The following is a 25,012-nucleotide window of genomic DNA, read 5'->3' as shown; positions in this document are numbered from 1 at the left end:
GGAAGTTAGTTGGCGGGTTTCTGTTGCCCGGTGTATTCATATTCCTCATCGGGGATGGGGAGCACGTAGATGGCGTCAGTGGCAGGAACGGTCAGGCCACGCACGGTGTAGATGTCGTAGAAGAGCCGTTTGTACATGAAGAACATGCGTCCCTCGCCGATGAAGTCCTTGCGTGCTTCGCGGACGAGGTATTCCAGCAGTGTGGCGTCGTCATACGGTCCGGTCAGTGCGTCCAGACGGCGTGTGCTGCGCAGGTCGTTCAGGTATTCCAGCGCGAGGGTGTTGTTGACGCCAATCTGTGCTTCGCAAGCGATGTAGTAAATCTCCGAAAGCCGCATGATGGGCACCTCGGGGTAATAGGCATAGGGGTCGATGGTGGTCAGCACGGGCGACTCCTTGAGCTTCATGAAATCGTTACGGCCGGTTTCCTGGTTGCCCTGGAACCAGAAGAGACGGATGTCCTGTCCGCTTCCGTCGGGGGTACGTCCGTAGACATAGTTGGTGAGTGCCTCGACCCGGTTGTTGTCGATGAAGATGACGTTGTTGGTATTACCGGCATTCTCGCCCATCTGGAAGAAGTCGTCGGTCAGGTCATAGAGGTTGTTCGTGTAGAACGAGCCGAGGATTTCCGTACTGAAGTTCCAGTCGCTCATGTTGGTGTTGTTGGCGATGTTGTTGGTATCGATGAGCGAGAGGATGCCTTCGCTCTCCTGGATGACGCGGGTGGCGTAGGTATAGGCAGCAGTCGGGTTCTTGCGGAGCATCTCCAGACGTGCCATCAGTCCGAGGGCGCAGAAGTAGTTCATGCGTGCCCCGCGGAAGTTCAGGACGTCTTCATAGTCAAGTACGGAGGTGTTCAGGTCTGCCCGGCGGCTGTTCTCGGGGTCACGGATGGGGTCCTCGGCGAACAGTTCGATGGCGCGGTTGAGGTCTTCGGCGGCCTTTTGCAGGACCACTTCACCCGTGTCGAAGTTCTTGCTCACGTTGTTGTACTCCGTGCGGTAGGCGATGGCAGACTTCTGCAGGTCTGCTGTCGAGTGGATGACCGGTCCGTAAAGCTCGAACAGGGTCATGTGGGCCAGAGCGCGCAAGCCGTAGACTTCGCCCAGCAGGAGGTCATAGTGCTTGATGTTCTCCTTGTACGGGTCGGAGTAGTAGATGAAGGCGTTGCACTGCGTGATGGCATAGTAGAGCTGCTGCCACATGGTGGTGATTTGGCCGTCCACGTTGGTATCGTCGTAGTCGAACTGCGTTGCCGGATAGTAGATGTGCGACGTGTTGGTGGAGAAGTCCCAGTACTGTGCCATGATGTCAATCAGGCCGTAGGAAAGGTTCTGTCCGAACAGGCTGGAGCTGGACAGGGTGTGGTAGATGCCGGTCACCACGGAGTTGCAGCCCTGGGTCGTTTCATAGAGTTCTTCTGCTTCGACCTGTCCTTGCGGGGTGACGTCCAGCCAATCATTGCAGGAAGGGAACAGTGTCAGGCAGGCTATGGAGAGTATGGATAATAACTTTTTCATGTTCATTGTGTCTTGTTACGTGGTTAAATACTGAAGTTCAAGCCAAAGACGAAGCTGCGGGCAAACGGGTAGTCCAGACCGCGCTCCTGCTTGACTGTGGACAGGTGGAACAGGTCGTTGGCATAGAAGGACAGACGCAGGGTGCTGATCTTGTAGGGATTAATCCATGCCTTCGGGAAGTCATACGACAAGGAGAGTGAACTGAACTCCAGGTAGTTGTCGCGCTGAACGAAGCGGGTGGAGATGTAGTTCTGCTCGTAGTCCCGGATGTTGCGGTAGAGGGCGTGTTGTCCCGGTGTGGTCCAGCGGTCATTCAGCACGCGGCGGTCGGCATTGTACGTCGGGTTGGCACCTTCCACACGCTGGGCGAGGGTGGAGTTGTAGGTGTCGCCTCCCACGCTGTACTGGAAGATGGCGTTCAGGTTCCAGCCCTTCCAGTAGAGGTTGGTCGAGATGTTGCCATAGACTTTCGGCTCGGTGTCGCCGCAGAGCACCTTGTCGGCTGCATCCCACTCATAGGTGAGGCTGCCGTCCTTCTTGACATAGATTTCCTGTCCTGTGGCGGGGTCGATGCCGAGCGACGGCACAGCCTTGATGGCGCTCAGCGACTCGCCTTCCTCATACACGGCGCCGGGAATCTTGTCGTTCTGGTTGTTCTGGTCGTTCAGACCACGCAACTGGTTGTTGATTTTGGTCAGCTTGTTCTTGTTCTGTGTTGCCTGTATGTTGACACGCCATTCGAGGTCGTTGGCGGGGTCGCGCAGGATGGACGCACCCAGGTTGACTTCCCAACCGCGGTTGGAGATTTCGCCCAGGTTGCTGGTGAACGAGTTCTGGGGGAAGCCCAGTGACGGAGCCACGGTGATGGTGGTCAGCATGCCGTCGGTACGCTTCCAGTAGTAGTTGAAGGTCAGTGACAGGCGGTTCTTCCACAGACCGAGGTCAAGACCGATGTTGGTGCTGTACTGGTTCTGCCATTTCAGGTCGGGGTTGCCATAGCCCATAAGTGTGGCGGGAACGGAAGAGTTGTACAGACGGCCAGTCTGATACTGGTACATCGTCTGTGCCTGGTAGGCGGAGAACTCCTGGTTACCGGTCACACCGTAGGAAGCACGTATCTTCAGCAGGTCGAGCACGGAGCCGGCCGACCAGAAGTGCTCTTCGTGAACGTTCCATCCACCGCCGACACTCCAGAAGGGAGCCCAGCGACGGTCGGCACCGAACTGGGATGAACCGTCGTAACGGCCGGAGAGGTCGAGGAAGTAACGGTCGTCATAGATGTAGTTGAAGTTGGCAAGGAAGCCCATGGAGCGGACGGTGCTCTCGCTGCTGCCCGGACGTCCGTTGTCGAGATACTGGATGGCAAAGGCGGGGTCCGAGTAGCGGTCGTCGGCAAATCCCGTGGCAGTGAACGAGTGGGAGCTGGACTCCTGCTGGTTGATTTCAGCGCCACCGCCGAAGAAGAGCATGTGCTTGTCCAGTTGCTTGTTGTAGTTCACGGTGAGTTTGCCGCTGTAGTTCAGGTATTCGCCGTTGCCCAGGACGAGCTGTCCGCGTTCGTTGATGTCCACGGGAACCCATACCTGTCCTTCCGAGTCGTTCGGGTCGCGTTCCGTCGTCAGGAACTCCGACGACAGCGGTGAGCGGTAGTAGTCTGACGCGGTGTTGCCCTTCTCGATGCGGAACTGTCCGATGAGGCGCCATCCGTTACCGATAATCCAGTCGGCGCTCAGTTCGTCGGCGAAGTATTCCGTGTCGTTGTTGCTGCGGTTGGGCAGGTTTGCCTCGTAGAGTGGGTTGGGACTTCCGTCGGTCAGTGTCGGGGCGAGTTCGCCGTTGGATGCCCAGGGCCGTTCGTAGGGATTGGCTTGGGCATACGTGCTGAATTCCCCGTAGGGTGAGTCATAAGCGTGTGTGTTCGAGTAGCTCGCATAGTTGCGGATGATAATCTTGTCCTTGATGCGGTATTGCAGGCTGAAGCCCAGGCCATAGCGGTCACGGCCCGACTTCTTCATGACACCCTTGTTCTTGTCGAAGTATCCGTCGATGCTGTAGATGACGTTCTCGGCACCACCTTCCACGAGGATGGAGTGTGTCTGGCTGAAGGAGTTGGTCACCGGTTGGGCAAGCCAGTCCGTGTCGACACCTTCGAGTACGTTCTTGTACTTGTTGTAGTACTTCTGCTGACGGTTGTAGGTCGTCAACAGGTCACCTTCCACCGGGTCATAGAGTCCGGCGAGGCGTTCGTACTCCAGCTTCTCGCTGGCATTCATCAGGTCATAGTCCGTCAGGTCGGCGATGGCGACTGTCGGCTTGAAGTCGTAGGTCACGCGCAGTTGACCCGGCTTCGGCTTCACCGTCTCGATGACTACCACACCGTTGGCGGCACGCGAACCGTAGAGGATGGTTGCGGAAGCATCCTTCAGGATGGTGATGCTCTCGATGCGGTTGACGTCCATATCGTAGACCTTCTGTGCGGTGGTCTCGAAACCGTCGAGTATGAAGAGCGGAGCCGACGAGCCCTCCTGGAACGAGCCGCGTCCGCGGATGGTGAAGTCGGGCAGGGCGTTCGGGTTCGAACCGGCGAGGTTGTTCTCCGTAATCTTGAAGCCGGCATCAAGGGCACTCAGCGTGGTGAAGATGTTGCCCGTATGTACTTTCTGCAGGTCCTCCTTCTTGATGGTCGTTACGGCACCGGCGAAACCTTCGGTCTTACGGGTGAAGTAACCGTCGACCACCACTTCGCTGATGACGTTGGAGTCTTCGGTCATGGTGATGTTGAGCTGTGACTGCCCGTTGTAGGCGAGTGTCTGTGTCTCCATACCGATGAACGATGCCACCAGCCGGCACTGTGCAGGCACCTTCAGCGTATACTCACCGTTGAAGTTCGTGGTGCATCCCTGCTTGGTGCCCTCGATGGAGATGTTCACACCCGGCAGCGGGTCGCCGTTCCCGTCGACCACACGTCCCTTGACCGTCTTGACCTCTCCCTGACGGGCATTGCCCTTGTAGAGAGTCACGGTGTTGTTCTCGATGCTGTAGCCGAAGGCGGTGGAGCCCAGCACCTGGTCGAGCACCTCGCTCACCTTGGCGTCTTTCACGTTGAGGGTGATGGGCGGAAGTTCCTTTGCCTGTTCGTTGTTGTAGACAAAGTTCAGGCCCGTCTGTTCGTGCAGTGCATCGAAGAAGACTTTCACGGTTGCATTTTGCAGTCGGAGCGTCACCCTCTTGCTGTCCGCCTGTGCGAACGCGAGGAAGGGCACCAGCCAGCCGATGAGCAGGAGCATGATGATTTTTCTCTTTCTCATGATGTTGATACTTTAAAGTTATTGATAGATGTAGATTGTGCGGTTCTTGATGACGATGCGCAGTCCCACGGTCTGGCAGATGGAGCGCAGCAAGGGCGTGAGGCTGTCATACCGGCTCATGTTGCCTGTGAAGTGGAGGTAGCGCAGGGTGGGTTCGTCAAACACGACATCGACCCCGTACCAGTGGGAGAGGGTCTCCATGATGTCGCCCAGGCTCTCGTTGTCGAAGATGAAGCGTCCCTCGTGCCAGGCGATGTAGGGCTTCACGTCCACCGGACGGATGGATAGCCGTGCGGAGGTCTTGTCCAGCCGCATCCGTTCGTTGGGTCGCAGACGGTATTCCTCGTCTCCGGTGAGTACGCTGATGCTGCCCTCGACCAGCACCACGTCGGTGTAACGCTTCGAGAAGGTGTTCACATTGAAGGAAGTGCCGTACTGGCGGATGGTCACGTCGCGCGTCATCACCTTGAAGGGGCGTTGTGCGTCGGGTGCCACTTCGAAGTAGGCTTCTCCCTCCAGGTAGACCATGCGCTCTTCTGCAGCGAAGCGCTCCGGATAGCGTAAGGTGGTGTTGTAGTTCAGGTGGACGGTCGTCCCGTCTTCCAGGGTGATGAGGAATTCGCCGTTGTCGGCAGTGCGGAGGATGTTCTGTGGAGTTGTCCCGTTGGCTGCCGGGGATGCGTCCGTGTCGTCGGCTTGCGGCATGACGATGCCTTGCGGGGTCGTGTGCAGGACACCGTTGCCCAGCGGAACGACAGCCTGTGCCAGCATGGCTTTGTCGAGCACTACGGAATCGCCTTCTGCCGTTTGCAGGACGGCATGCGTGGTTCCTGGAGCAATGGCGGCGACCGGTTGGGTGGAAGGTTGCTGGCGGAAGCTCAGCCAGATGGTGCTCCCGATGAGGAACAGCGGGATGAGGCAGGCAGCCACCGCCCACATGGTTGTCTTCAGGCGGGAGGTGCGTCGTGTCTTCTTCAGGAATCCCCGGAAGGCTTTGTCAGCATCGAGCTGCCGGTAGGTATCATAGCGTGTGGCGGAGAAACGTCCCGCACAGATGCGGGCATACTGTTCCCGGTTGGCAGGGTCGGCATTCAGCCAATCCTCCAGCTGGCGGCGCTCCTCGTCATTGAGTGCCTTGCCCAGTAACTCTTCGGCTATCAGTTTCTCCATGTCCGGTTGTTTCATGGGATGCTTTTTAACTTGGTTGGTATAGCTAAGACGATTCAGACGCCGAAAAGGGGTACAACACTTCTGAATATTTTTATGGAAAAGTTAAGAAATGGGAGTCGGGGAACTGGATACGCCGTCAGAGGTCCCGGAACAGACCGTATCTAACCGCCGTATAGATGCGGTCTATGTGGCGGTTAGATGCGATCCAAGTGGCGGATAGATGAGCGGCTCTCATCCCTTCAGCAGGAACAGGAGCATCCAGACGGACAGGGCGGTCTGTTCACGCAGTTGCTTGATGGCACGTTTCTTCTGGGTCTTGACGGTCTCGATGGCGATGTGGAGCGTTTCGGCGATTTCCTCGTTGCGCTTGCCGTCCATCGCCATGAGGAAGATTTCGCGGCACTTGGGTGCCAGCCGGTCGATGGCCTTGTAAAGTTGGCGGTAGACTTCTTCGTCGAAGGCGGCTGTGGCACGCCGTTCCTCTTCATGCAGGGCTGCCCATTGTTCGGCGTAACGTTGCTTGATGTCCTGATGCTTCAGGTAGTCAAAGGCGGCATTGCGTACGGAAGTGTAAAGATAAGTCTTGAAGGAAGGATAGGAGAGGAACACCATCTGCTTGTTCCACATTGTCACGAAAAGCTCCTGCACAATATCCTCCGCCACATCTTGCCGTGTCACAAAATGGAGCGCATACATCACCAGCGAACGGTAGTAATCACTGTACAGTTCACGGTATGCCGGAACTTCTTGCCGGTTGATGCCTTGCAGGAATATGTCCTCTCTCAAACTCATTAATGTCTATACTTTTACACGGTTCCCGGTGCGGGTGATTCGTCGGGAACGGTTGCAAAGGTATAGAAAAATCGGAATAAACGATAATACTGTCTGTCCATTTCTTTCTTTGGATGTCACGGAAGGCAGAAGTTCACCGGGATGGTATACATGACCGGAACCTTCGCTCCGTCTTCTTCGCCGGGAATCCAGCGTGGCATGAATCGTACAATCCGTATGGCTTCGGCATCGCAGACTTTGTCAAAGCCTTTGGCAATGTGTGGATACAGGATGAATCCCTCTGCATCGACGATGAAGTTGACGATGGTGCGTCCCGAAACACAGTTGAAAATCGCTGTCAGGGGGAAGTATAGGCTTTCGTCGATGTATCGTTGCATGGCGAGGAAGCTCTCTTCCCCTCCGACAGGGAATTGTGGCATCTTCTCTACCATCAGGGTACGGTACAGCCGGAGGGAGTCAGTCCGTCTGCCTGCTTCCGTATAGGCGATGGCTGCCCTGCGGAGCGGGTGGATGTGTACAGACTTGATGCGGAGGTCCGGTGAGGCTACGATGGTAGCCGAGCCTTCGAAGATGCAGCTCAGGGTGTCGGTCTGTGCCTGCGGACGGCTCCAGGGTTGTGTCGAGGCGATGGCTTTTCCCAGTTCCATGTCACATTTCGGGTGCAGGGAGTTGATGATGTGGATGCGGCTGAGGTGTCCTTTGGGAGAAACGACAAACCGGAATCGGGTCGTGCCTGTGACTGCCCTGGTGAGCATGCGGGCAGGAATCCGGAACTTGTCCATGAGATGCCGGCAGAAGGCTGTGTCGCCGCCGGGATAGGAGGGGCGGAGGAAGTCCGGAACCTCTTGGGCAGAGATACTGTGGAAAGCTAGTGTGAGGACAATCCCCGTCAGGAGACGGAGCAGTCGGGAGGAGACGTCTGTCTTTTTCATGACTCTAAGCGGAATGGTTGCCTCAAAGGTAAGGAATCTGGTCGTAGCACATCCCTTCTCCCGTCAGGAAAAAGACTGTTTCTGCTGCCAAACATAAAAAAGAAGGACGCAGCACCGGAATAAGCGTGCTGCGTCCCTGCTCTGTATACGGTTCAGGAAACGAAAGGTCCTGTTTCCCGATTATTCTTCATCCAGCAACAGCTTCATGATTTCACAAGCTGAAGTGGCTACCGAGGTACCCGGACCGAAGATGGCGGATACGCCGGCCTTGTAGAGGAAGTCATAGTCTTGCGGAGGAATGACACCGCCGGCAATCACGATGATGTCTTCGCGGCCCAGCTTCTTCAGTTCGGCGATGACTTGCGGGACGAGTGTCTTGTGACCTGCTGCCAGGGAAGACACACCGAGCACATGCACGTCGTTCTCCACTGCCTCGCGGGCAGCTTCCGCCGGAGTCTGGAAGAGCGGACCCATGTCGACGTCAAAGCCGCAGTCGGCATAGCCCGTAGCTACCACTTTCGCACCGCGGTCGTGTCCGTCCTGACCCATCTTGGCGATCATGATACGCGGACGGCGACCCTCTTCTTTTGCAAATCGTTCGGTGAGCTCACACGCACGATCGTAGTCTTTGTCTTTCTTGCTTTCTGATGAATACACGCCTGATATAGTTCTGATGATTGCTTTATAACGTCCTACCACTTTCTCGCAGGCATCGGAAATCTCGCCCAAGGTTGCGCGGACACGTGCTGCCTCGACAGCCAGTTCGAGCAGGTTGCCCTTGCCGGTTCTCACACATTCAGTGATGGCAGCCAGTGCCTTGTCGACATCTGCCTGGTTGCGTCCTTCACGGAGGATGCGCAGGTTCTCGATCTGCTCCATACGTACGGCAGTATTGTCGATTTCGAGGATGTCGATGGGAGCCTCCTTGTCCAGACGGTACTTGTTCACGCCGACAATCGTCTGTGTACCCGAGTCGATGCGTGCCTGGGTGCGTGCGGCAGCCTCTTCGATACGCATCTTGGGGATACCGGTCTCGATGGCCTTTGCCATACCGCCCAGCTGTTCGATTTCCTGGATGTGTTCCCAAGCCTTGTGGGCAATCTCGTTGGTCAGTGCCTCCACGTAGTAGGAACCGCCCCACGGGTCGACGTTCTTGCAGACGTTGGTCTCCTCCTGGATGTAGATTTGCGTGTTGCGGGCAATACGTGCCGAGAAGTCGGTCGGCAGGGCAATGGCCTCGTCAAGCGCATTGGTGTGGAGCGACTGGGTGTGACCCAGGGCAGCAGCCATCGCCTCGATACACGTACGTCCCACGTTGTTGAACGGGTCCTGCTCGGTGAGCGACCATCCGGACGTCTGTGAGTGGGTACGCAGGGCGAGTGACTTCGGGTTCTTCGGGTTGAACTGCTTCACAATCTTTGCCCACAACATACGGGCGGCACGCATCTTGGCGATTTCCATGAAGTGGTTCATGCCGATGGCCCAGAAGAAGGAGAGGCGCGGAGCAAAGGCGTCGATGTCGATGCCTGCAGCTACACCGGCACGCAGGTATTCCAGTCCGTCGGCAAGCGTGTAGGCAAGCTCGATGTCGGCAGTAGCTCCGGCTTCCTGCATGTGGTAGCCCGAGATGGAGATGGAGTTGAACTTCGGCATCTTCTGCGAGGTGTACTCGAAGATGTCGGAGATAATCTTCATCGAGAAGGCAGGTGGATAGATATAGGTGTTGCGCACCATGAATTCCTTCAGGATGTCGTTCTGGATGGTACCTGCCATCTCTTCCAGCTTGGCACCCTGTTCCAGTCCGGCATTGATGTAGAATGCCATGATGGGGAGCACGGCTCCGTTCATGGTCATGGAGACGGACATCTTGTTCAAGGGGATTCCGTTGAAGAGCACCTTCATGTTCTCCAGCGAGCAGATGGATACACCAGCCTTGCCCACGTCACCTACCACACGTTCGTTGTCCGGGTCATAACCGCGGTGTGTCGGAAGGTCGAAGGCTACGGACAGACCCTTCTGTCCCGAGGCAAGGTTGCGGCGGTAGAAGGCGTTCGACTCTTCAGCGGTGGAGAATCCTGCATACTGGCGGATGGTCCAGGGGCGGAAGGTGTACATCATGGAGTACGGACCACGCAGATAGGGCGGGATGCCGGCGGCATAGTCCAGGTGCTCCATGCCTTCGAGGTCCTCTTTCGTATAGACAGGCTTCACGTCGATGTGCTCGGGCGTCTTCCAGTTAGCCTCGATGCCGTTAGCCTTTTGCCAAGCTTTGCCGTCTTGCGGTTGGAAGCCGGCGTATATGTCGATGTTTTTGAAATCTTTTCTCATAGTAGACTGTTTCTTTCTTATTTAATACCCAACTTCTCGTTATATTCTTTCAAGGTATCCAGCACATTGACACGTACGTGGATGAAGTTCTCGATGCCGGCAGCCTTCAGGTCATCCATGCAGGCAGGAGCACCGGCAACCACGAACATCGCACGTCCGTCCAGCGCCTTGAATGCCGGGATGGCATATTCTGCATATTCGTCATCGCTGGAGCAGAGCACCACGATGTCAGCCTTGGCAGCCAGGGCAGCCTCGATACCTTCTTCCACAGTCTTGAAGCCGAGGTTGTCGATGACCTCATAGCCGGCACAAGCCAGGAAGTTGCATGAGAATTGTGCACGGGCCTGACGCATGGCGAGATTGCCGATGGTCAGCATGAATGCCTTCGGACGGCGGCCCGACTGTTCGGTCTGCAGACGCAGGGCTTCGAACTCGCTCGCTGCACGGGTTGTGTTGAGGGTAGCAAACGGATGCTCGCACGTACCTTCATGGTGGTGGCAGCATGCACCTGCCTCGATGGGACGTTTCTCGCCAGCCGTCTCCGTGAAGTTCGGATACTGGTTCGTACCCAGGAGCACCTCTTTGCGTCTGGACACGGCGATGTGGCGTGCCTTGCCGCTCTCGTTGATGTCGTTCTGCACACGTCCTGCCTTGACAGCCTCCAGGAATCCGCCTTCCTCTTCCACCTTCAGGAAGATGTCCCATGCCTGCTTGGCGATGGAGACGGTCAGGTTCTCGATGTAATAGGAGCCGGCAGCCGGGTCGACCACCTTGTCGAAGTGGCACTCCTCCTTCAGGATCAGCTGCTGGTTGCGTGCCAGACGCTCGGAGAAGTCGTTGGGTGCTTCGTATGCCTTGTCAAATGGAGTCACCGTGATGGAGTTCACACCGGCGAGGGCGGCACTCATCGTCTCGGTCTGCGTACGGAGCAGGTTGACGTAGGCATCATACAGGGTGAGGTTGAAGGTCGATGTCTCGGCGTGTGCCAGCATCATGCAGGCGCAGTCGCAAGCCGGAGCATATTGTTTCACGATGTCGGCCCAGAGCATGCGGGCGGCACGGAACTTGGCAATTTCGAGGAAGTAGTTTGAGCTGATGCCGAAGTTGAACTTGATTTTCTTCGCTACGCTGTCCACCGGCAGTCCGGCTTCGGTCAACTGGTTCAGGTATTCATTACCCCAGGCCAGTGCATAGCCCAGTTCCTGGGAGATGTAGGCGCCCGCATTGTTGAGGGAGAGGGCGTTCACGCCGATGCAGCGGTAGTTGGGCAGCGCCTCCATGACTTCCACCAGCTCTTTGGCAGTAGCGGCGAATTGGCTGAGGTCCTTGCCCTTGGTCATCATCTTCTCCATCGGGTCATAGTTGATGGAGCCTTTCAGTTTGTTCAGGTCGTAGCCTTTACCTTTGAAATAGTCCACCAGCAAGTGTGCAAGTTCCACGGTGTGGCGTTGGCAGGTGGCAAAGTTCAGCTCGGTGCATTCGGGACAAATGTCATTCAGCAGTGTGGTTATGTAGTCGGCACTGAGGTCTTTTGCCTTGAGTCGGAATCCGAGGGAGTCGACTCCGCGTTTCAGGATGTCCAGCGCCTTAGCGTTAGCTGTTTGTGCATCTTCCACCACGATGTCCTGTCGGATATACCAGGTGTTGTTGTCTTTCTTGGTACCACGTAGATAAGGGAATGTTCCCGGTAGTGCATCTGTGGTTTTCAGTCCTTCCAAATCTTCCTTGCGATAGAAGGGCTTTACTTTAAAACCTTCGTTTGTTTTCCAAACGAGTTTCTTTTCAAAGTCAGCGCCTTTAAGGTCGACTGTGATTTTGTCCATCCACTCCTGTGTAGAGGTCGGTCCAAAATCTGAAAAGAGCTTCTCTTTGCTATCTGCCATAATTTATCTGATTAAGATTATGAAAATAAGTATCTAAATGATGCAAATATAGTGATTCCCCACTAGAAACAAACTTTTTGTACACTTTTTCTGCCTCTTCGCCCCTCTTTTTCTTACAATTTGCTTTCTCATCCCCTTTTCCGGACAAATTTTGTCTCTTTCCCTCTGTCCCACTGTCTGCTTCCTTTCTGCCCTCTTGTGTCTGTTTTTTTTTTAACCGATGTGGCCCTTGTTGGACCTCCGCCTTGTGTCATTGTCGCACAATGTTGCGTCCCATCCCACATCGTCCGCCAAATGTATTATGTATTGGTATGAGGAGCAACCCTGATTGGACCGGGCAGGTTGGGCATATCTCATTGATGATGGCGTGAATGTATGTGAACCCAATGTAGGGGATGTTTGCTCGATATAAAAGTATCAAAAACAAGAAATCCCAGCCTAAAGACTGAGATTTCTATACTTCCTTTTTATAGTGCAGATACGACGACAAAGCTCGTATGGGCACTTATTCTGATGCAAAGGTAAGCATTATCCCCTAAATGGCGATGATAAATATGGCTTTAACATTTTAATTTTTCATGTTTGACACTTCAGCGATAACGTTTTTAGCCTCGGTAGTTTGGATGGAATTGACAAGAATACGTATTTCATTATCTAACTCTGCCATTCGATTTTGAGAAATTTTCCCCAGCAAATATCTTACAACATCTATGCCACCTTTAATATTGTGTCTGTTGTATTCCGAAACATTCGCTGGTAGTCGTTTGATACCTTTGGGAAAATCCATACGATACAAGCACCCACCGTGGGCACATTTGTTGCGAAGGACACGAATCGTTTCAAGATAGTTGTAGAACACACCTCTTGAACAGCCGTATTCATTGGTGATTAAGTTCTTTGCATCCGTCTCTTTCAGTGCATCGTACAATCGTATGATATTACCTAAGGTCATAAATTCGATGGCTTTCCACGCTGGCGCATATATGCCGGCATGATTGGCATGGTGATGCTCAATGATGGGATTCTTACGCAAAGGAGCATAAACCTGTTCTTCAAAATTGTTGACGAATTTAGAAGATACATACTTGCGGTTTACAAACCAACACGGATCTTCTTTATATCGGAGGGATATATGATAGATTAGTTTGGTACGGATGTTGACTTCTATGCGGTCAAGGGCATTAAGCAACAGCCTGCGGAGTTTCGTGTCAAACTCATAGAGATCATAGACACTTTTGAATGTAGTTCCTTGTTTCAGTTGGTGGTCACGATGCTCAAGATTAGGGAACTGAATCTCATAAGGAAAAGAATAAAAACCAAGCCGATAATACCCGACATCGAGTAGAATCTCTTTCGCTTTCTCCTCGTTGTCAAATATCATTCCATTGGATTTAAGTCTGGCTATTTGCTCTTCTATTGTATATGCTTTCTTCATATATTTTCTTTTATTGTGTGAAGGTAGTGTTTTCTATTATGACTGAGGTATATAATGCAAATAATGTTTGGTCTTGTTCTGATTATAAATGTAGGGGCGACCGGTCTGGTCGCCCGGTCCAATGCAATGTCCAACAAACGTCCAACAAACGTCCAACAAACATTCAATAAACGTTCGACAGGCGTTTGAAAAACGTTCAAACATGCATCGTCCGGCAATTGTATTATGTATTGTTGTGTGGGGAAACAATCCTGATTGGACCGGGCGAGCAGACCGCTCGCCCCTACATTTTGGGGGATTGATTGGGCTGCACGGTTGATTGTCTAGTGAGACGTCTGTCAAAAAGCAACCGAATGGGCGTATTTGCTTGACGGAATCGGCAAAATCGCCTTTTCGTGCTAACGTATATGGAACGTAATTCCGACAAACCAGGGAGGAAATGCTAAATTCTGCTAATGAAAGGCACGGAAAAGGACTCTTATTTTAGAAAACTATACATTCTGTTTTCGAAAAACAGACAAAACGTGCCCGGAAGAATATTGTTTCGCGCGCCAAACAATATCGTTTGCCGCGTCAAACAATATAGTTTCACCTGCCAAACATGATTGTTTCGTCCGCAGAAGTCAAATCTTTGGAAAGTGAAAGCAAAAAATCCGGAGTTTCATTCGCTGGAAGGTGTGCTGCGTCAACAAATCGGAAGGTTTCAGAAAGTGGGGGATGTGGAAGGTCGGATGTTTGTTGGAAAGCGAGAACGGTGGTAAACCTCCCAAAGGGATTGTGTTCGGTTGAATATGGTGACAAAGTGTATTTTGCGAATCGCCTGAGAAGGGCCTCGGAATCCACCAAACCGTATTTTGGTGCGAGGAAGGGCACTGTGGAGGCCTTCGTTTGACATTTTGTCAGTAGAGACCGTTCCCCTTCCGGCAGGCACAACAGAAACCGGGCACAGGGGCACGCTTACGGAGGGCGGTCCCTGTGTCCGGTTTTGATGGCGCGGACCTCACGACTCACGTCGGGAGAGTCTGCTCGTATTGGATGTTTTGCGATTTCTCAGTCTTTCAAGGTTTCCGGCGCACCCAGGTAGCTGGGCTTCAGTCCGCCGCAGTCGATGAGTATCTTCTCGAAGACGATGCCGGCATCCAGCGGACGGATGCGCAGCGTGTGCTTGCCGGCACCCACCGTGTGCTTCGTCTTCGACTCGATGATGGGGTTCGCCTGCCAGCGTCCCAGCTCGCCACGGTAGTGTCCGTTGAAGTTGACTACCTGCTCTTCACCTCCGTCGAAGCTGACGGCGTAGCGCATGCCCTTGTTGTGGTTGAAGTTGAGCGTGGGGGCGAGGAGGAGGGTTACTTCCACGGTGTCACCTTTGGCGAAGTCGATGTCATACTCCAGCTGCATCTGTTCGGGACTTTCCGTCACCGGCAGCGTCGTGACGCCCGACAGGGTCTTGCCCAGGTCGGGGATGACCTGCCAACGGGTCTGACCGTCGGCTGTGGCGCGGGTGTAGTGGGCAGCCTCGATGGAGACATGACCGTCCGTCTCGGCAAAGGCGTAGGGAGCCGTCGGGACAGCCACGCGCGTCACCTTCGGCATGACGGGATGGTCCGGATTGTTCCAGGACGTATAGCCGATGTGTATCTGGTCCATCATGTGGTCCCACTTGCCGTCGCTCATTACCTTATTATAGTGGTGGCTCAGGAGCGAGTCGCGCAGGTAGCAGCTCTCCACACGGTCCGCCCAGAAGTTGGCTTCCGTGTTGTGCTCCTTGGCAAGTCGCCGGTTCATGGCCTGGGCGTAGTACAGGTTGTAGAGGTTGGCGGACGCCTGCACGGGGTAGTTCACCAGTTGCTCGTAGGTGTCCTGGTAGGCTGACGGAAGGCGGTAGCGGAGGTTCTCGGCGTCCTGTGCCAGCGCATTGTATTCGTTGACCACCCGTTCCCACTCACCGTAGTTGAAGCTGTAGGTGTCGGCATTGAGCAGTTCGGGGGTGACGCGGCGGTTGTACTTCGGATAGGTCCACAGCAGGCGTGCTGCCTCACTGGCATACTCGTCGCCAAACTGCTGGCGGCAGAACTGTTCGGTGTGCTCCCGCAGGTTGCCGGCATGGAAGCGGCGCGGGTTCCACGCCATGTCGAGGAAGAAGTCGATGGGGTACTCCATCGGTTTGAGGTCGCCCACATTGACCACCCACAACTCGCGGATGCCATATTCATACGTCAGGTTCAGCTGTTCCCATACGCGGGGGATGGGGCTGATGTTTATCCACTTCGAGTTGCGCGGAGCACCCACGTAGTCGAAGTGGTAATACATGCCGTATCCACCCTTGCGCGGCTTGGCATCCAGGTCAGGCAGACGGCGGACGTTGCCCCAGTTGTCGTCGCAGAAGAGCAGGGTGACGTCGTCGGGCACCTTCATGCCCTGGTCGTAGTAGTCCTGTACCTCCTTGTAGAGCGCCCACACCTGGGGAGTCTTTGATGCGGACTTCCCGGTGACGTCGGCTATGATGTTGCGTTGCTCCTTGACGATGCGCTCCAGCAGCTTGATGTTCGTGTCCTCGCCCATCGCTTCGTCACCGTCACCCCGCATGCCGATGGTGATGAGGTCTTCCGTCCCCTGGACACGCTCCATGCCCTCGCGGAAGAAGCGGTTCAGGTTTTTGGCGTTGGTCTGGTAGTCCCACGCACCGTACTTGTTGCGGTTGCGTGCATACTCCTGGTGGTTGCGTGCCATCGGCTCGTGGTGCGACGTGCCGACGACGATGCCCATGCGGTCGGCGAGTGCGCTGTTCTCCGCATCGTCGGCATAGAAGGCGGACCCCCACATGGCGGGCCACAGGAAGTTGCCTTTCAGACGGAGCAGCAGCTCGAACACGTGGGCGTACATCTTGCTGTTGAAGCCGCCGAACTTGTCATGCGCCCAGTTGCCCATGCACGGCCATTCGTCGTTGATGAAGATGCCGCGGTATTTCACGGCAGGCTCTCCGTCGGTGTAGCTGCCGGGCAGGGCGTACACGTCCGTCCGTTGCACCACCGGCGTGTCTGCCCACCAGTACCAGGGCGACACACCCAGCTGTTCCGACAGTTCGTAGATGCCGTAGATGGTGCCCCGCTTGTCGCTTCCGGCGATGACCAATGCCCGGCTGACGCCCTCCGTGGGGCGGTCGACCGTCTGCAGGACGTACGTCTCGCGTTTGCCCTTCAGCATCTTTTCGTCGAGTTTCTTGTCTTTGATGAGTTGCCGGATGAGAGGCGACTCCAGGCTGCCCACGAGGATACACAGGGAGTCCGACGGGGTGGCGGTCAGTGCCGCCCGTGTGCCGGTCACCCGGGCAAAGTCCGCGCTGAGGCTTTCGAGTGCCATGCGGATGCCCGCCTCCTGTTCGTCGGACAGGATGGGCAGCGGTTTGCCTGCACGGACGAGAGGCAAGCTACCCGCGTCCGGGCGGAAGGTGATGAAAGGCTCGGCGCCGAAGGAAGCCACGCTCAGTGACAGCGCGGCAAGGGAGAGGAATAGTTTGTTCATATCGCTGGTTGGTTGTTCGATGTTAATGATTCGTTCATGTCTCTACAAAGGTACGGCTTTATGGGCGTAGGGGAGGTCTGAAACGTTACACATTTATTTGTTGATGTTACATTCTGCTTTGTCGAGGTTACAAAAACCGCCTAAATTTGTTTCACACGGGCGGTCGGCAGTCCCTTGTGCTGTACAAATCGGGTGTCCCGGCTGCAATTTGCACGTGCCGTTCTTTCGCGATAAGCGAAAAATGTTTAATATTGCAGCATCTCATTCAAACCTTGCAAGCGAACTATGAAACAACTCCTCGCCTTCCTGTTTGTCATCCTGCTCTCCTTATGCCCCGCGTTGGCGGGCGATATCCGCTTCTACGGCTCCGACAAACTGTCGTGCAGCCTCTTCACCGACATGCTTCAAGACTCCCGGGGATACCTGTGGATAGCTACCGGATACGGGTTGAACCGTTATGACGGGATGACCTTCGAAGGCTATTACAACGATGCGTCCGACCCCTCGTCGCTGATGGACGACAATGTACTGTCACTCTGCGAGGACCGCCAGCACCGTCTGTGGGTGGGGACGAACGTCGGCCTGCAACGCTACGACCCGGTGTATAACTGCTTCGAGAGCATCCCCTTCCACGATGTGGTCTATCCCAGCATCCAGGATGTCTTGTCCCTGCGTTCGGGCGAACTGCTGGTGGCAACATCGGGCTACGGTGTCGGGGTGCTGGATGAAGACACCCGGGAGCTTTCACGTTACGAGGCGCTGAACCAGGCTGCCGGTTCTCCTGCCGGCATCAACCGCATGTTTGAGGATGCTGGGGGCAGGCTCTGGCTTGCCACGTCGAAGAACGGACTGATTGCCCTTAAGAAGGACACGGACGGTCAGTGGAAGCGTCTGCCTGAAGGACTGTTCATCCATAACAATGCTTCTGCCGTGACCGAGGCTGCCGACGGGACCATCCTGGTGGCTGCCGGAGGCTGGGTCTACCTGTTGGCTCCCGGCGGAAAGGAGTTTGTGCCGTTGGGCGGACGTCAGTCTGACGGCTACCAGATTCATGCCATCGACAGGTTGTCTGACGGCGAGGTGTACGTGGCGACCTACGGACGGGGCTTCTACCGGGTCAACCGGGAAGAAGGGAGGCTGGAGTCCGTCGACGTGGACAATCCCTGGCTCTACCTGCCCGAGGCCAATGCCGTATGCTTCTGCGAGGACCGTGACAAGAACGTCTGGATAGGCTGCTTCCAGAGCGGTCTGCTCCAGATACCCCATAAGTCGGACCACTTCGTCAGCTGGGCGGTGCCGGAGGGCAAGTCGCTGTCCGGGCTGTATGTTGACCGCGACGGGACGGTCTGGGGCGGAGTCAGCCCCGCAGGCTTCGGCTCGTTTGACGAACAGGGGCGGTTCACGCTCCGGTGCCCGATGAAGGAGACGGTCATCTCGGCGTGCCGTAAGGACGACCATACCTTCTGGGTGGGGACCTACGGACACGGATTGCTGGAGGTGGACCTCCGTCGGGGAACGGCTACACCGGTGTTCAAGGAGTCGTTCCGGCGCATCAAGAGTCTGGTGACCGACGAGTCGGGACACTATTTATATGTAGCCGACTTCGGCTACGGCGTGAACTGCTTTGCCATCGGCGACCGTTCGCTGACTCCTGCCGACGGACAGCAGGCGGACATCGACCCCGCGTTGAAGAACCGTTGGGTCAACGTGATGATGCGCGGGCGGGGCAACAAGCTGTGGATAGGACATTACCAGGGCATAGACTGTTATGACATGGGCAGCCGCAGCTATGTGACGCTGCCGGGCGATTCGGTTCTGGGCGGATGCATCTGCTACTCACTGCTGGAGGACCGTCAGGGGAACATCTGGATTGGGACGAACAAGGGGCTGTGGATGTATGACCCGGTTCGCGCCGCCTTCACCGCCCATACGGCAAAAGAAGGCCTGGTGGGCGGCGTGGTCTGCGGACTGGCGGAAGACAAGGCGGGCAACATCTGGTGCAGCACGTTCAAGGGCATCAGCCGGATTCACCGCGAGAAGGGGCGCGAGGCGTCCATCATCAACTATTTCTCCACCTCCGAACTGGGCAACTCCGAGTACATGCGCGGGCTCTACGGTTACGACGCCGTGCATGACCGGGTCTATTTCGGGCAGAGCGTCGGCGTGACCAGCTTCCAGCCCGTCAGCATGGCGGTGGAGGCATACCGGCATCCCGTGGTGCTGACCCACGTGTTCATCGGCAACCTTCCGGTGGACAAGCAGATGACGACTCCCGAACGGAAATACAAGGTGGACCGGTGCATCGAAGACGTGGAGCACATCGAGCTGGCACACGAGGACAACATCTTCTCCCTCGTCTTCTCCACCATGGACTTTGTCAATGCCGGGAACATTTACTATGAATACCGCTTCGTCAACCGGACGCCCGTGTGGAGCCGTACGCTGGCGGGCGAGAATCGCATCGCCTTCATGCACCTGCCTGCCGGGACCTATCAGCTGGAGGTGAGGGCCTGCCTCAACGGCTCCTATTCGCCGGTGAAGACGCTCTGGCTGGAGGTGCGTCCGGTGTGGTACCTGTCCGGGTGGGCCTATCTGGTGTATGCCCTGCTGCTGTTGGCAATCCTCTATCTGGTCTACTATTTCATCCGACGCAAGCAGCAGGAGAAGCTGAGCGAGGAGAAGTTGCGCTTCTTCATCAATGTGGCGCACGAGCTGCGTTCGCCGATGACCCTCATCATCAGTCCGCTGGAGTCACTGCTGGGCAAGCCTCATGATGCCGCGACCACCAAGGCACTCCGGGCGATGTACCGCAACTCTAACCGCATCCTATCCCTGCTCAACCAGCTGCTCGACATCCGCCGCATCGACAAGGGGCAGATGAAGATGGCGCTCAGCCGGACGGACCTCGTGGTCTTCATCGACGACCTCTACCAGCTCTTTGCGTTCCAGGCGGAGAAGAAGCACATCACCTTCTCCTTCGAGCACGAGGCGGACGAACTCTATGCCTGGATTGACCGCAACAACTTTGATAAGGTCCTGGTCAACATCCTTTCCAATGCCCTCAAGTACACGCCCGACGGCGGAGATATCCGCATTGTCCTGCGCGAGGGTCATGACTCCAAGCGCAGCGGCGCCCTGAAGGATTATGTCGAGATTGCCGTGTCGGACACCGGCTCGGGCATCGACGAGAACAAGCTGGAACGCATCTTCGAACGCTTCTATCAGGCTTCCTCCTCCCTGCACACCAATTCGCTGGGCTTCGGCATCGGGCTGAACCTGGCACGTCTGCTGGTGGAACTGCATCACGGGACCATCGTGGCAATGAACCGCAAGGACGCACACGGAAGCATCTTTGTCATCCACATCCCGCTGGGCAATGCCCACCTGCGTGCCGACGAGCTGTGCACCGAGGAGCCGGACTTCCACTCGCTCGAGCTTCCGCAGCCGGCAGGACTGTCGGCGATAGGGACGGGACAGGAGGAGGAAAACCGGAAGCCCGTCCGTGCCAAGACCTCCTACAAGGTCCTGGTGGTGGACGACGACGAGGAGGTCTGCTCCTTTGTCCGGACCGAACTGGAGCCTATCTATAAGGTAGTGACCGCCGGCAACGGCAAGGAGGCGATGCAGCTCGTCCTGTCGGAGCAGCCCGACCTGGTGGTGTCGGATGTCGTGATGCCCGAGATGGATGGCTACGCCCTGGTGAAGATGCTGAAGACCAATGACGCGACAAGCCACATCCCCATCATCCTGCTCTCGTCGAAGAGCGAACTGTCCGACCGCCTGCAGGGGCTGGAGTCGGGGGTGGATGCCTATCTGGCAAAGCCCTTCGTGATGCAGGAGCTGGAGAGCCTGATATACACGACGCTCACCAACCGCATGAAGCTGCGCGGCAAGTTGCTGGGGCTGACAGAAAGCGACGAGGTGAAGCTCCCCGAAATCAAGTCGAACGACTCTGCCCTCATGGAGCGTGTGATGAGGTCCATCCAGGAGAACATCGCCAACCCCGACTTTTCCGTGGAGAGCCTTGCCGAGGCGGTCGGCCTGAGCCGTGTGCAGCTGCACCGCAAGCTGAAGGAGCTGACGGGACTGCCCGCGAGCGACCTGATACGCAACGTCCGCATGAAGCACGCCGCCACCCTGCTCAAGGAGAACAAGGTGAACATCGCCCAGGTGGCTTATGCGGTGGGCTATACCAACCAGACGTACTTCTCCACCTGCTTCCGCAAATATTGGGGCGTTTCCCCGACCGACTACATCGAGAAGGTCTCCCAGTGAGTCCCTGCCCGGGACAGATGCTGTCCATGCCGGGGCTCAGTGTGCACGAAGCCCGGCATGAACGGACCAAAGTATAATACTTAGGGGGTCTAAGTATAATACTTAGGCAGGCTAAGTATTATACTTTGGTCTGTCTATCCCCGGGTCTTGTCATGTCTAACCGCCGCCTGTGTCCTGCATACCCCCGGGATGTCCCCTTCCTGCCCGCACGCCGATGCGTTCTCGTCGGTGTGTCATCCGCATTTTTCCGTCCGGAAGACAAAAAGGTAAACATTATTCAAGTCGTTGAATGGGAGAGTATTAACGGAACGGTGTAACGAGATTGAACGAAAAAGAAACGAGAAGAAACGCGGATGAAACAATCCCGGAAAGATATGTAACGCCAGAATGCTTGCGAATTCCATTCCTTTTGTACTTTTGCCTCCGTAAGGAACAGGATGAATGTTCCCTATGGAAAGACTGAATGGACATGATTTCCGCTCGTAATATGTGTTTGTTTCGTATCAGGAGGACCGGAGCCGCGCATCAGACACAGCTTTGGTTCCTTCCTGGCGAACGAGGCATCCGCCTCATCGTTTATCTTACTGAGATGATAGAGTTACATGAATGTAGAGATTGCTTTCAGTGGGTAGACCGTGAGAGGGAGGAAGATTGTCAGGATAACATTATGAATGGAAATTGATGAGAAAGACATAAAGCAGGCTTCGGGCTGCTTGCGCTGGCTGGTTGTCGCCGTGAGGCGGGTCTTCCGGTCGGAGTGGAGACGGACTTGTGCCGCTCTCCGGCATCCGGAGGTCTGACTTCATAGTTAGTATAGTATTAAAAGGTAATAGGTTTTTCAGGTAGCTTGCCGGGTCTTGTCCGACATCGGACTTCCCGGCAGGCTTTGTTTAACAGACTAAAAACGTAGCGTATGCTAGAAACCTCATATCGTGCAGGATGTTTCGTCCTGCCTGCTTCCTTCGCCGGGTGTGGAGGAAGGAACATCAGGTTGCCGTCGCCTGCATCCGGCGGCATACGGTCAGGCTCCCTCCGGGGACCGGATGCCGGACACAGGACGCTGAAGAGACCCGAACGGTCGGAGCAGTGTCCCTTTGTAGTATGCAGCAAGTGAACAAGCGTTTAATCATAAACCAATTTAATACTGTGAAAATGTTACAGAACCAAAAAGTATCATTGGTGGAGAAAGTCGGTTACGGACTTGGCGACTGCTCCGCTAATCTGGTGTTCCAGATGATGATGATTTATCAGACCAAGTTCTACACCGACGTGTTTGGACTCGAAGGCGCCATTGCCGGAACGGTGATGCTGGTTGCCCGCATCGTGGATGCCTTTGTCGACCCGACCGTAGGAATCCTTTCCGACCGTACCAATACCCGTTGGGGCAAATACCGTCCGTGGGTACTGTGGACGGCGCTGCCCTTCATGGTGTTCTACATATTGGCGTTCTACAATCCCGGCATCGAGGACAAGGGACTCGTCGCCCTCTACGCCACCATCTCCTATACCTTGTTGATGACGATGTACTCGTTCAACAACACGCCCTATTCTTCGTTGGGTGGAGTGATGTCGGCTGACATCAAGGAGCGCACGAGCATCACGTCCGTCCGCTTTGTCTTCTCCACCATCGGACAGTTCGTTGTACAGGGCTTGACCCTTCCGTTGGTGAACAAGTTCTCGGCAGGCGAAGACCTGGCTCACGGCTGGCTGTGCACCATCAGCCTGTTTGCAGCTGTCGGTCTGGTCTTCCTGGTGGTCGTGTTCTTCTCGGCAAAGGAGCGCATCACGCCTCCCGTCGGTCAGAAGACCAACATCCGCGAAGACGTGAAGGACGTGTTCAGCAGTGTGCCCTGGCGTGCCATGTTCATCCTGACGCTGTTCGTGTTCATCACGCTGGCGATGTGGGGCAGTGCCATGAACTATTACTTCGAGAACTACGTGGACCGTGGCGCCCTCTACTCTTTCCTGGGTTCACTCGGACTGGTGATGCCGGCTGACGACGGTTCGGTGGGCTATGCCATCCTCAATGCCTTCGGTCTGGTGCTCAACTCGCCCGACCATGCCTATGAAGTCGGCTTCGGCGTGTTCAACATGGTGGGAGCCATCGTGCAGTTCTTCGGCGTCATCCTGCTGTCGAACTACCTGGCAGGCCGTTTCGGCAAGCGCAACACCTTCATCGTCTGCCTGGCACTCACAGCCGTCTTCACCGCCATGTTCTACTTGCCTGCTCCCGACAGCATCGGGCTGATGTTCACCCTGAACTTCCTGAAGAGCCTTGCCTATGCACCCACCGTACCTCTGCTCTGGGCGATGATTGCCGACGTGGCTGACCACTCCGAATACGTGCATCACCGTCGTGCCACAGGCTTTGTCTTCGCCGGTGTGGTGTTCGCCCTGAAAGCCGGTCTCGGTGTGGGTGGTGCCATCCTGGGCTTCCTGCTCTCGGGCTTCGGTTACGTTTCCGGTCACGGCGTGGTACAGAGCGAATCCGCCATCGACGGCATCGTGCTGTCGTCGAGCCTGATTCCGGCATTGACCTTTGCCGTCGGTGTGGTAGCCTTGTGCTTCTATCCCATCACGAAGCAGTATAACGAGCGGATGCAGGCTGAACTGGCAGAACGCAGAAGCCGGCAAGAGAACGAGTGAACGGCTCGTCCGCAGAATCAAACAGAAGTGTGATGAATTCCTATAACAACTAATGAGTATGAAACAGATGAAACTGATGTTGGGAGCCGTCCTGGTGGCTTCTTTGGCTTGCTCCTGCAAGCAGCAGACGGTGGCGACCGCTCCACCTCCGGGGTTGAAAGACGTGGTAGAAGGCAAATTCACGATGGGCGTGGCAGTCACACCCCGTGAAGTCACGGATACGAATGCCGTCAAGCTGATCAAGCAGCACTTCAACTCCATCGTGGCGGAGAACGTCATGAAGAGCATGATTATCCATCCTGCCGAAGACCGCTACAACTTTGCTTCCGCCGATACCATCGTCAACTTTGCCCACGAGAACGGCATGGAGATGATCGGTCACTGCCTGATCTGGCACAGCCAGCTGGCGAAGTGGTTCTGTGTGGACAAGGACGGCAAGCCCGTCACTCCCGAAGTGCTGAAGCAGCGCATGAAGGACCACATCACCACCATCCTGACCCACTATAAAGGCAAAATCAAAGGTTACGACGTGGTCAACGAAGCCATCCTCGAAGACGGCTCCTACCGCAAGAGCCCCTTCTACGAGATATTGGGCGAAGAGTTCATTCCCCTGGCTTTCCAGTATGCCCACGAGGCAGACCCCGATGCAGAGCTGTATTACAACGACTACGGCATGAACGTGCCGGGACGTCGCGACGGTGTGGTGAAGCTCATCCGTCAGCTGAAGGAGAGAGGCTTGCGCATCGATGCTGTCGGCATGCAGGGACACATGGGTATGGACCACCCCGACATCGAAGAGTTCGAACGCAGCATTGAGGCGTTTGCTGCCGAAGGCGTGAAGGTGATGATTACCGAGTGGGACATGAGTGCCCTGCCCACCGTCAGCCGGAGTGCCAATGTGAGCGACACCGTCGCGTTCAAGCAACGCCTGAATCCCTATCCCGAGGCATTGCCCGACTCCGTATCGGAGAAGTGGAATGCACGCATGAAGACATTCTTCGAACTGTTCGAGAAGCACTCCGACGTCATCCAGCGCGTCACGGCATGGGGACTGACCGACCGCGGTTCCTGGAAGAACAACTTCCCCGTCCCCGGACGTAAGGACTACCCGCTGCTGATTGACCGCGACGGCCAGCCGAAGCCCTTCGTGCTGGAACTGATTGACGAAGCACAGAAGAATCAAAACAACACGCATTAAATC

Annotated in this window: 12 protein-coding genes; 3 read left to right on the top strand and 9 right to left on the bottom strand. The window is 55.7% G+C overall.

All coding sequences use genetic code 11. The annotated features are described in order from the left end of the window. Window positions 1-5: 5 nt before the first annotated feature. From C8275_RS12465 to C8275_RS12425, 9 genes are all read right to left on the bottom strand, one after another. Window positions 6-1,520 (bottom strand): RagB/SusD family nutrient uptake outer membrane protein, encoded by a 1,515-nt coding sequence (locus C8275_RS12465; RefSeq protein WP_199881922.1) that lies wholly within the window; start codon window positions 1,518-1,520, stop codon window positions 6-8. Window positions 1,521-1,543: 23 nt separating this feature from the next. After that, window positions 1,544-4,828, bottom strand: coding sequence for a SusC/RagA family TonB-linked outer membrane protein (locus tag C8275_RS12460; protein ID WP_106625392.1), 3,285 nt, complete (start codon window positions 4,826-4,828; stop codon window positions 1,544-1,546). Between the two features lie 18 nt (window positions 4,829-4,846). Continuing rightward, on the bottom strand, window positions 4,847-6,013 hold the full coding sequence (locus C8275_RS12455; RefSeq protein ID WP_106625391.1) for a FecR family protein: 1,167 nt from the start codon (window positions 6,011-6,013) through the stop codon (window positions 4,847-4,849). 216 nt (window positions 6,014-6,229) lie between these two features. Next, a complete protein-coding gene (locus C8275_RS12450; RefSeq protein WP_106625390.1) occupies window positions 6,230-6,790 on the bottom strand; it encodes an RNA polymerase sigma-70 factor in 561 nt (186 codons plus the stop codon). 116 nt (window positions 6,791-6,906) lie between these two features. Beyond that, window positions 6,907-7,722 (bottom strand): energy transducer TonB, encoded by an 816-nt coding sequence (locus C8275_RS12445; RefSeq protein WP_106625389.1) that lies wholly within the window; start codon window positions 7,720-7,722, stop codon window positions 6,907-6,909. Between the two features lie 180 nt (window positions 7,723-7,902). Then, complete coding sequence (gene scpA, locus C8275_RS12440) at window positions 7,903-10,050, bottom strand: methylmalonyl-CoA mutase (RefSeq protein ID WP_022383842.1); 2,148 nt, start codon at window positions 10,048-10,050, stop codon at window positions 7,903-7,905. A gap of 17 nt (window positions 10,051-10,067) precedes the next feature. Beyond that, window positions 10,068-11,933, bottom strand: a complete 1,866-nt coding sequence (gene mutA, locus C8275_RS12435) for a methylmalonyl-CoA mutase small subunit (RefSeq protein WP_106625388.1) — start codon at window positions 11,931-11,933, stop codon at window positions 10,068-10,070. Window positions 11,934-12,501: 568 nt separating this feature from the next. Further along, complete coding sequence (locus C8275_RS12430; RefSeq protein ID WP_106625387.1) at window positions 12,502-13,368, bottom strand: Abi family protein; 867 nt, start codon at window positions 13,366-13,368, stop codon at window positions 12,502-12,504. A 1,050-nt stretch (window positions 13,369-14,418) separates the two neighbouring features. Then, window positions 14,419-16,890 (bottom strand): glycosyl hydrolase 115 family protein, encoded by a 2,472-nt coding sequence (locus tag C8275_RS12425; RefSeq protein WP_106625386.1) that lies wholly within the window; start codon window positions 16,888-16,890, stop codon window positions 14,419-14,421. Between the two features lie 285 nt (window positions 16,891-17,175). On the opposite strand from C8275_RS12425, the gene C8275_RS12420 reads away from it, so the two are divergent. The 3 genes from C8275_RS12420 (at window position 17,176) to C8275_RS12405 (ending at window position 25,009) form a co-directional block, all read left to right on the top strand. Beyond that, entirely contained in the window at window positions 17,176-21,165 is a 3,990-nt protein-coding gene (locus tag C8275_RS12420) for a two-component regulator propeller domain-containing protein (protein WP_106625385.1), read from the top strand. Window positions 21,166-22,317: 1,152 nt separating this feature from the next. Further along, window positions 22,318-23,811, top strand: coding sequence for an MFS transporter (locus C8275_RS12410; RefSeq protein ID WP_106625383.1), 1,494 nt, complete (start codon window positions 22,318-22,320; stop codon window positions 23,809-23,811). Window positions 23,812-23,869: 58 nt separating this feature from the next. Next, entirely contained in the window at window positions 23,870-25,009 is a 1,140-nt protein-coding gene (locus C8275_RS12405; RefSeq protein WP_106625382.1) for an endo-1,4-beta-xylanase, read from the top strand. The last annotated feature ends 3 nt before the right edge of the window (window positions 25,010-25,012 follow it).

The organism is Bacteroides sp. Marseille-P3684, from assembly GCF_900291465.1.
In the GTDB taxonomy this organism is placed as follows: Bacteria; Bacteroidota; Bacteroidia; order Bacteroidales; family Bacteroidaceae; genus Phocaeicola_A.
Note: the sequence above shows the minus strand (reverse complement) of the source record. Positions and strands in the feature narration are given on the sequence as shown.

Excerpts from the sequence above, each read along its gene's own strand:
- C8275_RS12465 (WP_199881922.1), bottom strand. The coding sequence starts at position 1,520 with ATGAAAAAGTTATTATCCATACTCTCCATAGCCTGCCTGACACTGTTC.
- C8275_RS12460 (WP_106625392.1), bottom strand. The coding sequence starts at position 4,828 with ATGAGAAAGAGAAAAATCATCATGCTCCTGCTCATCGGCTGGCTGGTG.
- C8275_RS12455 (WP_106625391.1), bottom strand. The coding sequence starts at position 6,013 with ATGAAACAACCGGACATGGAGAAACTGATAGCCGAAGAGTTACTGGGC.
- C8275_RS12450 (WP_106625390.1), bottom strand. The coding sequence starts at position 6,790 with ATGAGTTTGAGAGAGGACATATTCCTGCAAGGCATCAACCGGCAAGAA.
- C8275_RS12445 (WP_106625389.1), bottom strand. The coding sequence starts at position 7,722 with ATGAAAAAGACAGACGTCTCCTCCCGACTGCTCCGTCTCCTGACGGGG.
- scpA (WP_022383842.1), bottom strand. The coding sequence starts at position 10,050 with ATGAGAAAAGATTTCAAAAACATCGACATATACGCCGGCTTCCAACCG.
- mutA (WP_106625388.1), bottom strand. The coding sequence starts at position 11,933 with ATGGCAGATAGCAAAGAGAAGCTCTTTTCAGATTTTGGACCGACCTCT.
- C8275_RS12430 (WP_106625387.1), bottom strand. The coding sequence starts at position 13,368 with ATGAAGAAAGCATATACAATAGAAGAGCAAATAGCCAGACTTAAATCC.
- C8275_RS12425 (WP_106625386.1), bottom strand. The coding sequence starts at position 16,890 with ATGAACAAACTATTCCTCTCCCTTGCCGCGCTGTCACTGAGCGTGGCT.
- C8275_RS12420 (WP_106625385.1), top strand. The coding sequence starts at position 17,176 with ATGAAACAACTCCTCGCCTTCCTGTTTGTCATCCTGCTCTCCTTATGC.
- C8275_RS12410 (WP_106625383.1), top strand. The coding sequence starts at position 22,318 with ATGTTACAGAACCAAAAAGTATCATTGGTGGAGAAAGTCGGTTACGGA.
- C8275_RS12405 (WP_106625382.1), top strand. The coding sequence starts at position 23,870 with ATGAAACAGATGAAACTGATGTTGGGAGCCGTCCTGGTGGCTTCTTTG.